The 13,063-nt window shown below is 37.0% G+C and carries 10 protein-coding genes and 2 rRNA genes; 3 read left to right on the plus strand and 9 right to left on the minus strand.

What is annotated here, in order from left to right; all coding sequences use genetic code 11:
- Nucleotides 1–192, plus strand: a 23S ribosomal RNA gene (locus VLZ86_RS10465); the annotation flags it as partial.
- A 139-nt stretch (nt 193–331) separates the two neighbouring features.
- Nucleotides 332–440: ribosomal RNA gene (gene rrf, locus VLZ86_RS10470) — 5S ribosomal RNA — on the plus strand.
- A gap of 344 nt (nt 441–784) precedes the next feature.
- On the opposite strand, the gene VLZ86_RS10475 is transcribed toward rrf, so the two are convergent.
- The 6 genes from VLZ86_RS10475 to rplS all read right to left on the minus strand — a co-directional run bounded on the left by VLZ86_RS10475 (nt 785) and on the right by rplS (nt 8,664).
- Entirely contained in the window at nt 785–1,015 is a 231-nt protein-coding gene (locus tag VLZ86_RS10475) for a DUF6095 family protein (RefSeq protein ID WP_325451066.1), read from the minus strand.
- A 364-nt stretch (nt 1,016–1,379) separates the two neighbouring features.
- A complete protein-coding gene (locus VLZ86_RS10480; protein ID WP_325451068.1) occupies nt 1,380–2,195 on the minus strand; it encodes a DUF4249 domain-containing protein in 816 nt (271 codons plus the stop codon).
- A 2-nt stretch (nt 2,196–2,197) separates the two neighbouring features.
- Complete coding sequence (locus VLZ86_RS10485) at nt 2,198–4,573, minus strand: TonB-dependent receptor (protein WP_325451069.1); 2,376 nt, start codon at nt 4,571–4,573, stop codon at nt 2,198–2,200.
- Between the two features lie 114 nt (nt 4,574–4,687).
- Nucleotides 4,688–6,916, minus strand: a complete 2,229-nt coding sequence (locus tag VLZ86_RS10490) for an NADP-dependent isocitrate dehydrogenase (protein ID WP_325451071.1) — start codon at nt 6,914–6,916, stop codon at nt 4,688–4,690.
- A gap of 94 nt (nt 6,917–7,010) precedes the next feature.
- Complete coding sequence (locus VLZ86_RS10495) at nt 7,011–7,583, minus strand: pentapeptide repeat-containing protein (RefSeq protein ID WP_325451072.1); 573 nt, start codon at nt 7,581–7,583, stop codon at nt 7,011–7,013.
- 730 nt (nt 7,584–8,313) lie between these two features.
- A complete protein-coding gene (gene rplS, locus VLZ86_RS10500; RefSeq protein ID WP_208233640.1) occupies nt 8,314–8,664 on the minus strand; it encodes a 50S ribosomal protein L19 in 351 nt (116 codons plus the stop codon).
- Nucleotides 8,665–9,257: 593 nt separating this feature from the next.
- Between rplS and VLZ86_RS10505 the strand changes: the two genes are divergently transcribed.
- Nucleotides 9,258–9,455, plus strand: coding sequence for a hypothetical protein (locus VLZ86_RS10505; RefSeq protein ID WP_325451076.1), 198 nt, complete (start codon nt 9,258–9,260; stop codon nt 9,453–9,455).
- A gap of 33 nt (nt 9,456–9,488) precedes the next feature.
- Here VLZ86_RS10505 and VLZ86_RS10510 read toward each other — a convergent pair whose 3' ends face one another.
- The 3 genes from VLZ86_RS10510 to VLZ86_RS10520 all read right to left on the minus strand — a co-directional run bounded on the left by VLZ86_RS10510 (nt 9,489) and on the right by VLZ86_RS10520 (nt 13,045).
- Nucleotides 9,489–10,427 (minus strand): LysR substrate-binding domain-containing protein, encoded by a 939-nt coding sequence (locus VLZ86_RS10510; protein WP_325451078.1) that lies wholly within the window; start codon nt 10,425–10,427, stop codon nt 9,489–9,491.
- A gap of 226 nt (nt 10,428–10,653) precedes the next feature.
- The gene (locus VLZ86_RS10515; RefSeq protein WP_325451080.1) at nt 10,654–11,985 is read right to left on the minus strand and encodes a DUF58 domain-containing protein; all 1,332 of its coding nucleotides are present in this window, start codon (nt 11,983–11,985) and stop codon (nt 10,654–10,656) included.
- Nucleotides 11,986–12,070: 85 nt separating this feature from the next.
- A complete protein-coding gene (locus VLZ86_RS10520) occupies nt 12,071–13,045 on the minus strand; it encodes an AAA family ATPase (RefSeq protein WP_414652550.1) in 975 nt (324 codons plus the stop codon).
- Nucleotides 13,046–13,063 lie beyond the last annotated feature (18 nt).

The raw sequence follows: 13,063 nt of genomic DNA on the forward strand, positions 1-13,063 counted from the left end.
AGTTGTCACGCCAGTGGCATTGCTGGGTAGCTACGTTCGGAAGGGATAAGCGCTAAAGCATATAAGCGCGAAACCCACCACAAGATGAGATTTCTTTAAAGGGCCGTGGAAGATTACCACGTTGATAGGCCATAGGTGTAAGGGCAGCAATGTCATAGCCGAGTGGTACTAATAGCCCATAGGCTTATTGTACGCCTGTTTTTTAGTAGAGTACAACAGTTTTTTATGTATGAACACACCTAGTGTGCTTTTTTCAATATGTCACGATATCTGTCACATGCATTTGTGACGCTGTAGGCAACAACACTGTTGTTGCACCGCAGCTATGACTTAAGGTGGTTATAGCGACGGGGCTCACCTCTTACCATTCCGAACAGAGAAGTTAAGCCCGTTTGCGCCGATGGTACTGCATCTCGTGGGAGAGTAGGTCGTCGCCTTTTTTAGAATCCCTTCATGGTAACATGAAGGGATTTTTTTGTTTAAATTGGTCAAGGTTTAATTGTATTGGCGTGTCTCCAACCTTTGTTTGTCGGGGACTTTTTTATTTTAATATGCTTTGGAATCTTAGTGCGGCTTAAATCAACAGGGATGTTCAAGCACTATATAAAATGGTTCCTCCAATTTTGGAACTAAAATATGGTGATCAAAAACAAATGAACATGGCATTGTCGATCAGTTGTAAACCATTAAAATAGTTGTTGATAAAGGGGAATGTGCAGAAAGTAGGTGTAAAAATAAAACCATCAAATTTGGTCTGGGTAGGGATAGGGAGATTAGAAAGAAATCAATCCTTAAATAAACTCTGCATAATTATATAGATGCCTCTAAACAAAAAGAAGACTGCTCCAAGACAAAGTAGAATGGCAATAATCAGAACTAAAATATAGGTCGGTTTATCCTGATTGCTAAATGCCAGGTAGAGGATGGTTGGTCCCGTGAACATCAGTACGAGGCAAATGCCCATATTTTGAATACCCTTAACTAGCAGGTCTTTATTTGTGCGTTTAGTTTCCATGCGTGTAATTTTGAATTGTGGTTCTCACATTTTATTATTGCTCAATTGCCTTTCCACCATTTGATTGCCTTTAATTTTTCTTAATTGAACCCTTGCTGCCGTAGATTGATATTCTAGAACGCTCATTTTTTCTATATGGTTGCAGCGCGACTCTTGTTCTGTGGTTTTATTGAATTGCATAGGGCAAAAATACGAATTTTTGTTTATTGCTCTATCAATCTGGTTGGGTTAGTGATGGTAACGGCATCCTTTTTATGCGTTACCACTTTCAAATTAATCGACGCAGTCTTATTCGCATAAAAAGATACAGTGAACAGCACGCCGCTTTGAACGGGAGAGTGAAAAGCGGAACCTACAAATAAATCTACTGAACGGTATAAATTAATTCTGCCACTTCTGAAAGTCTAAAATAACCTAAAGGGAAATTTTCTGGATTTGTTTGATTGACACAATTTCCTTTAACAATGGTGGGATGGGTTTCAAACGGACCTCCGCCGGCATTACTGTTTTGTTGCAGCAAAATGAACATATAATTATAAAAGCGTTCAGAGATTCCGTGGTTTCTAATGGTTACCCGATCGCCAACCTCTAAGTCTTCTTCGGAATAAAATCCGAATATTTGATTGCCATTGTTGTACCTGTCTTCGTAAACGGATAAAGAAGGAATGGCGGGAATATCACTAATGAATTCAAAAAAGTAAAAATTAGTTTCATCGGCAGGATCCGTATAATAAGCTTTCAGTTCAGTGTCTTCCCCAGAAAAACCTCCAGTAAGCGTTTGACCTATATAATCTATGGGAACTACAGATTTGAGAGTTTCCGTGGCACTATAGACCTCGTCGTTATAGGTGATTTCAAGTGAATATGTGTGATTGATTATGGGTGTAAACCTGGTGTTTTTATAAATTCCACTCATTCCGTCTTCAATAAAGTTATAAACTCTATTTTTCTGATCTTTTATGATTACCGTGGCTCCGTTTGCTGGCGGAATTATGGAGTCAAAATAAGGTGCTGTTAACGAAAGTTTGACGAATTGATTCTTCCCAGAAGTTCCTTTAATCCAATTAATGGAGGCTTCAATAACCAATTTTGGTTCGGCAGTATGAAGGTCGACAACGATAATGTCTTCACAGGATGTTTGAAGAAGGAGTACAGATAATATGAATATATACGTTCTCATAGTTAAAATTTAAAATTGTATGATATTGAAGGAATCATTCCAAAAAGAGCCAACCTACTGGCTTCATTGACCCCAGTATCTCGATTTTCCTTAAAAGCTATTGATGCTGCATTTTTACGTCCATAAACGTTATAAATACCAAAAACCCATTCGCCTTTCCATCGTTTTGTAGAATCAGGATTTGGATTATAATTGGCAGAAAGGTCCAAACGGTGATAATTGCTTAAACGACTCGAATTTCTCGCTTCATAATTGGGAATTTTGATTCCATTATATTCGTATTGACCGTTGGGAAAAGTAGTAGGTTGACCGGTTTGAAAAATGAAATTACTGCTAAAACTCCATTTTTGACTCAGCTCATAGCTGGAGGTTATGGAGATGTCATGCGTTTTATCGTATGGGGTGTTATACCATTTTCCATCGTTAATTCCTGTTTCAAATGCTGTTCTTCCTGGAGTTTGTTGTTCTGATTTTGAAAGTGTATAGGCAATCCAGCCCGTTAATTTCCCTTCATTTTTTCTGAACAACACTTCCAATCCGTAAGCTCTTGCCTTCCCATTTAAAATAACCTGTTCAATGGCGTCATTAGCAATGAGGTTAGCTCCGTCTATATAATCAATGCGGTTTTTGATGTCTTTGTAAAAAGTTTCGATTTCCAAGGCATATTTATTATCCTTAAATGTTTTAAAATACCCTACTGCGACCTGATCCAATAGCTGTGGTTTGATATACTTGCCGCTCGGTGCCCAAACATCTAATGGTGTAGGAGAGCTTGTGTTGGAAAGTAGGTGCAGGTACTGGCTCATTCTGTTATAACTTGCTTTGACTGACGAATTATCATTGAGTTGGTAGGCCAAGGCTAATCTTGGTTCTAAATTCATGAAGGATTCTATCACGTCCGACCGGTCATAAGTATCGACACCGATAGCCTTCGCTTTTTCATAAATTTGGAGCTCTTCATTGAAACTGACCGGTTGATCATTTTCATAAATGTTTAGCTCTGATTGTCCCAAACGTTGGAATGAGTTTAGCCTTAATCCATAAGAAAGGGCAAATTTTGAATTTATTTGGTGTTCTGCATCAATGTACACTGCATTTTCAAAAGCATATTTTTTAATTAGATTGTAGGGATTGATTCCAGATGTTTCGGTAGTTGGATTAATTTCACCAGGATTAAAAGTGAGGTAAAGGCTGTTCAATCCATATTCCAGTTTAAAGTTGGTAGAGATATAATGTTTAAGATCGTACTTGAGATTGAAATTCTTAATTCCGGAAATCCAATCGAACTCGACGAATTTAAGTGCCAACCCGTAATAATAATCCGAGTAGATGAGGGATAGATTTGAGAATAATTTATCTGAATACAAATGGTTCCATCGGAAATTTAAAACCGTATTGCCATAGGAATTATCAAAACTGTCTGAGATTTGAAAAACATCCCTCCCAAAATAACCAGAGAGATAAATATTATTATTTCTATTGATGTTAAGGCTTATTTTGGTGTTTAGATCATAAAAATAAGCTTTACTATCGAGGTCAAAAAGAGGGAAGAACAAGTGCGCATAACTTGACCTCCCCCCTAATAAAAAAGATCCTTTTTCCTTTATAATAGGACCTTCGGCAAGTAATCTGCTTGAAACGATGCCGATGCCACCGTTCATTTGGAACTGATTGCTGTTCCCTTCCTTTTGATAAATATCCAAAACTGAGGACACACGTCCTCCATATTTTGCTGGAATGCCGCCTTTATAGAGTTTTAAATCCTTTATGGCATCGGGATTAAAAACCGAGAATAATCCGAAGAGATGGGAGGAGTTAAAAATAGTTGCTTCATCTAAAAGGATTAAGTTTTGATCTACCGCACCACCTCTCACATTAAATCCCGAAGAACCTTCACCAGCATTGCTAACACCAGGTAGAAGGGTAATAGACTTAATGACATCTACTTCGCCCAAAACTACGGGCATTTGCTTGATGGTATTTATAGATAAGGAATTGACGCTCATTTGGGGTTTACGAATGTTCAGTTTCTCGACATTTTCCGTAATGACAATCTCGTCCAGGCTCTCTGTGGATTCTGTGAGTTTGAAATTGAGCGCTTTGTTTTCATCCAATGTGATGGTTTCAGAAATACTATTAAAACCCAAATAGCTGATTTGAAAATTGTAGGTCCCTTTGGTTAAGGTGATGGAATAAAATCCGTATTCATTGGTGATGGTCCCCGTTTGGAGCTCTGGAAATATAATATTGACACCAATCAAGGTTTCATTACTTCGTTGATCGGTTATTTTTCCACTTAATGTAAATTTTTCTTGCGCAGTGATATATAGCGGCAAACATAGCATTAGCCATAGGTATACTTTGAATTTGTTCGCCATCTGCAATTTTTCATTAAAAATAAAAAAAGCTCCTCGATAAAAGGAGCTTTTTGTGATAATATTGTTTAATTATTTTCTAGTAATTCTAAACAAATAAATAGATTTAGCAGTGTTTTAAGCTTTATTCTCAAGAATTGCATTAAGCGTCGAACTTGGTCTCATCGCGGCATTAATTTTTTCTTCATTTGGATGGTAATAGCCACCAATTGAAACCGGTTTGCCCTGAACCTCTAAAAGTTCGGAATTAATCTGCTCTTCATTCATTTTTAAGACTTCTGAAAGTGTCTTAAATTCTGCTTGTAATTGCATGTCCAAAGTTTGGTTGGCCAATGCTTCTGCCCAATAGAGTGCCAAATAAAAATGACTGCCTCTGTTGTCCAATTCACCCGCTTTTCGTGAAGGTGATTTTCCGTTATCCAACAATTTTCCGGTAGCTTCATCTAAAGTATCGGCTAAAATTTGGGCTTTTGGATTGTCATTCGTTTGAGCCAAATGCTCTAAAGATACTGCCAAGGCTAAAAATTCGCCCAATGAATCCCAACGTAAATGGTCCTCTTCCACAAACTGCTCAACGTGTTTAGGAGCTGATCCTCCAGCACCTGTTTCAAACAATCCGCCACCATTCATCAAAGGAACGATAGATAACATTTTTGCACTTGTACCCAATTCTAAAATAGGAAAGAGGTCGGTTAAATAATCACGCAACACATTTCCTGTTACAGAAATGGTGTCTTTTCCATCTTTTATACGTTCTAAAGTTAAGGTTGTTGCCTCAGATGGAGAAAGAATTTTTATATCCAGGCCTTGAGTATCGTGATTTGGAAGGTATTGATTTACTTTCTTGATCAATTCAGCATCATGCGCTCTGTTTTTATCCAACCAAAAAATGGCGGGTGTATTGGAAGCTCTAGCTCTTGTTACTGCCAGTTTTACCCAATCCTGAATTGGTGCATCTTTAACTTGACACATTCTCCAGATATCTCCTTTTTCGACATCATGTTCAATAATCGTTTTTCCTTCTGAATTGATGACGAGAACTTTTCCGTCATTAGTCATTTCAAAAGTTTTGTCATGAGAACCGTATTCTTCTGCTTTTTGTGCCATCAGACCCACATTAGGAACTGTTCCCATGGTTGTTGGGTCAAAAGCACCATGTTTTTTACAGAAATCGATAGTGGCTTCATACAAACCTGCATAACTACTATCCGGAATAACAGCCAAAGTATCTTCAGGTTTCCCTTGGGCATTCCACATCTTACCAGAAGTTCTGATCATTGCAGGCATAGACGCATCAATGATCACATCACTTGGTACATGGAGATTGGTAATTCCTTTATCGGAATTAACCATGGCTAAATCCGGTCCATTGGCAATGGCATTTTCAATGGCAGTTTCTATTTCTTTTCGTTTCGCTTCTGGAAGTTCTTTAAGTTCATCATATAAGTTGGCTAAACCATTACTTGGACTGAACCCAATTTGTTTAAACTCATTTTGATATTTTTCAAATACATCTTTGAAATACACTTCAACGGCGTGACCAAAGATGATTGGGTCAGAGACCTTCATCATGGTCGCTTTTAAATGCACTGAAAAAAGAATGTTTTTTGCTTTGGCGGTTGAAACGGCTTCTTGTAAAAACGTTATCAATGCTTTTTTACGCATTACGGAAGCATCAATAATTTCACCATCTATTAATTTCAACTTATCTTTTAGAAGGGTCTTTTTTCCATCTTTTCCAACAAATTTGATGCTTACCGTATCCGCTTTGGAAAGGGTCAGGGATTTTTCAGTGTGAAAGAAATCGCCTTCAGACATCGTGGTGACTTCTGTTTTTGAATTTGGTGACCATTCTCCCATAGAATGCGGGTTTTTCTTGGCGTAGTTCTTTACCGCTCTTGGGGCACGACGGTCAGAATTGCCCTCACGAAGAACTGGGTTCACGGCACTACCCTTTACTTTATCGTAGCGGGATCTAATATCTTTGTCTTCTTCAGTTTGAATCTCATCGGGATAATTTGGTATATTGAATCCTTGAGATTTTAATTCCGCAATCGCTTCCTTTAGTTGAGGAACCGAAGCACTTATATTTGGCAATTTTATGATGTTAGCCCCAGGTTTTTTTACAAGTTCACCCAGTTCAGCTAAAGCATCCGATACTTTTTGGTCTTCCTTTAAAAAATCAGGAAAAAGACCTAAGATACGTGCGGCCAAAGAAATATCCTTGGTAACGACATTTATATTGGAAGATGCGGTAAATGATTTTATAATTGGTAATAACGAACGCGTTGCCAAAGCTGGTGCTTCGTCTGTTTTTGTATAAATGATTGTGGAAGTTTTTGCCATAAGTACTGTGAATTTAATTTTTAAAGATTAGCCCGAAATTAGGCTGTGCAAATATACGAAAATGAGTTTAGCCTAGAAAGCCGAAAGCATTCAATTAAACAATGTTAATTTGATAGTGATGTAGCAAACCCATAACATTTTCTTTGGAAAACTTTGCCTTGGTGATGGTATTGTTTTCGGGGTTTATAATAAAATTTTCGGAGGAGCTTAAATCGCTGCTTTTCAAATTTGTTTGTTCGAAAACAGCATGTTTGAAGTCGCAGTTGTCGAACAGGCCATTACTAAGGTCGGCCTCTGCAAAATTAACCTGATTGAGATTGCAATTGCTGAACTTGATTCCTTTTAACTTCAATCGAAAGAAGGACGAGAATTGCAATTGGCAATTAGAAAAATTAAAGGATAATAAAAACGGATTGCACTCTTGAAATTGAAGACCAATCATTTTACAATCGATAAAGTCGACTTCCCTAAAAATGCTGTATTTGATATTGGCATTACTAAAATTACAGGTATTGAATTCACACTCTATAAATGTCGTTGAAGAAAGATCTGCTTCTGTAAAGTTACAATTTGTAAATGTACAGTTGTCATATTCTGCTTTTTGAAAAGGGTTTTGGGTAAAATCCATAGTGGAAAAAACCTCAGAATCAATATAGGGTAGTGTCATAGGTTGGAGTAAGAATATAATGTCATAGGTTGGAGTAAGAATAAAGGAGCCGAAGTTAAGTGTAATCTATTAAAAAACAAAAGCCATATCATTGTAGCTAAACTACCTTGACATGGCTTTCTTTGAAACAGTGACATGATCTAATTAACATTGCTGCTAAATCAGCCGACTAAAACTCACATTTTACAATCGTCTTTTTCAATTCAAGTTTACTATTTCAATAAAACATTTCTCCAACTTTCAAAATGTATTGACCTGTTAACGAAATGTTTCAGTTTGTTGCTTTTCTTGATGTGATAACTCTTGCAATTCGCTTTCACGACATACAAGCTTTAAAACATTGCTTCCTACCTTAGTATTCACTTTCGTTGCTACCATCTTTGGAAACTTTCAACTTTACCAGTTACAACCTGCCTAAGCGTGATGCACTTCTTAAAGTATCATGATTTTTCAGTCATTCACGCATACACGTGACACTTAAAAAATCTCAAAAAACAACCTTATAAAGAACGTTACTTTATACGATTTAAATCAAGTTCAATTTTTTAGGTTGAAACCAACACTGAGGTCGTTATCAAATCGTTTTACTAATTTACGAAAAAATGTCGTGTGAGCCAAAGTTTTCAGGCCTTTAGTTATCAACCAACTATAAACGTGACTTATTAACAATTGTTCATAAAAAAAGCCTTGAGAAAAATCAAGGCTTTTATTGACAGTATGTTTGAGGCTCTTATCCTCTTCTTTCTTTAATTCTTGCTTTTCTACCAGTAAGACCTCTAAAGTAGAAGATACGGGCACGTCTAACTTTACCTTTTTTGTTCACTTCAATTTTCTGAAGGGCTGGAAGGTTGATTGGGAAGATACGCTCTACACCAATTGTTCCTGACATTTTACGGATGGTAAATGTTTCTGAACTACCAGAACCTTTGCGTTGCAATACCACACCTCTAAAGAACTGGGTACGTTTTTTTTCGCCCTCTCTAATCTCGTAATACACAGTGATCGTGTCACCAGCGCCGAATTGAGGATATTCTTTTTTTTCTACAAATTCGTCTTGTACAAATTTTACTAAAGAATTCATTTCTTTTAATTTTTAAGATTGATCCAAATCAACATTCACGGAAATCGTCAGAGGTTAATTTGAAATTGGATGCAAAAATAAGGATTAATTAATAATTAACAATTTTTATTTTAGAAATCTTACAATTTGTTTTCTCTCATCAAAAAAATGGTGTGGAAGCGTAAAAACATCTGCCTAAGAAGTTGAGAGTCAAATTGGTTCTTATTTCTCGATTACCGTTTGTCGTTGGCTATGCGTCGGTGTTAAATCTGGTTCAAGTCGTGGGATTCCTTATAAATCCTTAGTCTCTTAATTCCATCACCAATTTCACCTATCCAATTAACACTAAATGCTAAATACTGTATCCTATAGTCGTCTAGTGGCACAAATAAAACCGAGTAGATACACTTGCTTCTTAAGAAGGCTGTGTTCGTGTAGGGTGGGAGAATGCTATAATGGTAATCTTCATTTATAATATAGAGGACGACTATTTTATTTGTTAAAGTTGGACTTCTGTAGGTTGCCTATTGATTTTTTTACTAAATTTAGACAACCTAAAAAATAATGCGTATTATTGAAATCTACCTAATATTATAACCTAAACTAAAAATATCATGTCAAGAGCAATGTTTGAGTACACTAAGACTGTACTTAGCAAAGTCAGTTTTGATACTGCATTGTTCTGTAGAGAAGTTCAGAAAGCTATTCAACGCTTATTACCTTACGAAATTGAAGAGCTGAAGATCTTTATCAAATCTTTGATCCTACAGAATCCAGATTTAAATCAATGTTTAATCTATTTAAAACCTTAGCAAAATTAAAAAGCGACCAACCGGTCGCTTTTTTTATTTGGGCAGGGGACTGATGATTTTTACGTTCTGAAATGTAATCGCTCCACGTATGATCCCTGAGATCACCGTGTGCAATGCATCTATTATTTGCATTTTTAATTCGCTTTTATGGTAGATAATACTGACCTCACGCGCAGGTGAGGGTTCCACAAAATGATGGAGGTTGCCCTTGAGGCTGTCATTAAGTTCAAGCGTGTGCAAATAGGGAAGCAGTGTCATGCCTAAACCTTCGTTTGAGAGTTTGATCAAGGTTTCTATGCTGCCACTTTCCAATTGGAAGTTATCGTCATTCTGATCCTTAAACGCTTTACAAAGATTAATGATGCCGTCCCTAAAACAATGGCCGTCCTCAAGCAGTAACATGTCATCAATTTCAAGATCAGATACTTCAATAGTTTTCTTTTTAAAAAGACGATGATGTTCTGGGATGTAGCCTACAAAAGGCTCATAATAAAGTACGCGTTCCTTTATGTTTTCACTTTCTAAAGGTGTTGCGGCAATGGCAGCATCTAAGTGCCCTTCTTTAATCCTTAAAATAATTTCATCAGTGGTTAGCTCTTCAATCTTTAGTTTTACTTTGGGGTATTTCTTTATAAATGCTTTTAAAAACATAGGAAGAAGTGTCGGCATCACCGTGGGAATGATCCCAATTCGGAATTCTCCACCAATAAATCCTTTTTGTTGATCTACAATATCTTGGATTCGTTCAGATTCATTGACAATATTTCGTGCCTGCTGAACAATTTTCCGTCCAACCTCAGTGAGTTCAATAGGTTTTTTACTGCGATCAAAAATAAGAACCTCTAATTCTTCTTCTAATTTTTGTATCTGTGTGCTTAATGTTGGTTGCGTAACAAAGCATTTTTCGGCCGCTTTTGTGAAGTTTTTATGCTCCGCAATGGCTATAACATAGGTTAATTGTGTAATGGTCATGGTTATTCATTTAAACTATAAAAATATAAAAACTATCTATAAAAACTATTATAAGAAGGGTTAATTAAAGCATAATTTTTAGGGATCAAAAAACAAATGTCTTTTGTAGTGAAATTGAAAATGAAGTCGAAGTTGAAAATAAAAATGCTCTAATGTAGAGCACCGACTGCCGAATGCGAGGGCAGACTGAGGCTGAAGCCTGAATACTGAAAACTATCAACCTACATTAAATCAATCCCCGAGATTTAATCTCCAAATACTTATTAATGGTGTCAATGGTCAGATTTTTAGGCGTCGTTAGAATAGAGTAAATACCATACTTTTTTAATTCCTGAACGATAAGACGTTTTTCAAAAGCAAATTTTTCAGCAATGACCTTATCATAAACTTGTTGAATGGTACTTGCTTTTTCATCGACAATGCTGTTGAGTTCTGTGTTTTTAAAGAAAATGACGACGAGGAGGTGATTTTTTGCCAGCGCTTTCAAATAGGGCAATTGCCTGTTTAAACTATCTAAGGTTTCGAAGTTGGTGTAAAGTAGGACCAAGCTACGTTGGGTGATGTTGCGTTTAATGTTGGCGTACAGTCGGCTAAAATCACTTTCATAATAATCGGTTTTTACATTGTATAGTGATTCCAATATCAAACGCATTTGTGAATTTCGACGTTGTGCCACCACTATATTTTCCACTTTTTTTGAGAAGGAAAGCATTCCTGCTTTATCATGTTTCTTTAGGGCGATACTGCTGATGACCAATGTGGCATTAATGGCATAATCCAATAAGCTTAACCCTTCAAAAGGCATTTTCATCACGCGGCCTTTGTCGATAACAGAATAGATAGGTTGCGATTTTTCATCCTGGAACTGATTGACCATCAAGCTGTTTTTCTTAGCGGTTGCTTTCCAGTTAATGGTTCGTAGATCATCACCTAAAACATAATCCTTGATTTGTTCAAATTCCATGGAGTGCCCGATGCGGCGAATTTTTTTAACGCCATGATCCTGCAGATTGTGATTAATATTGAGCAACTCAAATTTACGCAGTTGCTTAAAACTTGGGTAGGTTGGCACTATTGCTTCATTGTCAAATTGAAAACGTTTGGCTACAAGTCCTATTCTTGTTGATGCATAAATATTAAGGTTTCCAAAATGGTATTCGCCACGTTCCGTCGGTTTGAGGTTATAGACGATGCTGTCTTGTTTTTTGGGTTTTATTTTTAGTTTGAGTTCAAAATCCCTGACTTGAAATTGAAAAGGTATTTCATCAATGATGGTCACATATACCATGAAGGGATATTTGTTTTCAATTGTGATTTCCACCTGATTGTTATCGCCATTAGAGAATTTATCAGGTAAGATTCGATGACCACTAATTTTCTTCCTCCCAGAAAACACGATCACGACGTCAAGAAAAAATAAAAATACAATTACCAAGATCAACAATTGGGCGATCCCAAAAAAAATCGGAACAAAATAGCTGAATACAAACAGGGTGATAATGACTAGTCCACTATAGAAGAATCTCGGCTGTATGTAAAACGGTTTAATGAATTTCAAGTCTATTTTGTTTTTTTACCATGATTCATGAAATTTTTGAGGACTGATGACTGCCGACTAAAGACTGAACACTGCCCACTGAAACCTACCTCGGAATCTCCACATTCTCAATAATTTGTTTGATGACGTCCGTACTTGTGATGCCTTCCATTTCTCTTTCTGGTGTCACGATAACCCGATGGTGCAAGACTGGAATTGCGGCGCGTTTAATATCTTCGGGGGTTACAAAGTCACGGCCTGTCATTGCCGCAAAGGCTTTACTTGCCTTCAAAATAGCGATAGAAGCCCTTGGTGAGGCACCCAAATACAAGAATTGGTTATTTCTTGTCGCCATAATCAAATCGGCAATATATTTTAACAAATGCTCTTCCACTAATACTTGAGTAACGAGTGCTTGATATTTGACAATTTGTTCTGCGGTTAAGAATGGGGTGATGGCATCTGTCTTGACGCGATCTTGTAAATGGTGCTCGCGCATTAAAATCTCAATTTCCTCATCCAAATTAGGGTAGCCGACATCAATCTTAAATAAAAAACGATCTAATTGCGCTTCTGGCAATCGGTAGGTGCCTTCTTGTTCTATCGGATTTTGGGTAGCCAACACCATAAATGGGGATTCCAATTTGTAATAATTTCCATCAATGGTGATTTGCTGTTCTTCCATGACCTCAAATAAAGCGGCCTGCGTTTTTGCGGGAGCTCTGTTGATTTCGTCGATCAAGATCATATTGTTGAATATCGGTCCTTTTTTAAATTCAAATTCCGTTGATTTTAGATTGAATACAGAAGTGCCTAAAATATCACTAGGCATTAAATCTGGCGTAAATTGAATCCTGCTAAATCCGACGCTTAATGATTTTGCCATCAGTTTTGCGGTAATCGTTTTTGCAACACCTGGTACGCCTTCTATCAACGAGTGGCCTTTAGCCAGTAATGACGCCAAAAGCATATCCACCATGTCGGTTTGACCAACAATGACCTTACCTATTTCTTCTTTCATCTTTTGCACATTGGTTTGCAGTTCAGAAAGGTCCAGTCTATTGGTGAACTTTAAGTCTATTGAGGTCTCTTCTTGAGG

The organism is Gelidibacter sp. (genome assembly GCF_035515035.1).
Lineage (GTDB): Bacteria > Bacteroidota > Bacteroidia > Flavobacteriales > Flavobacteriaceae > Gelidibacter.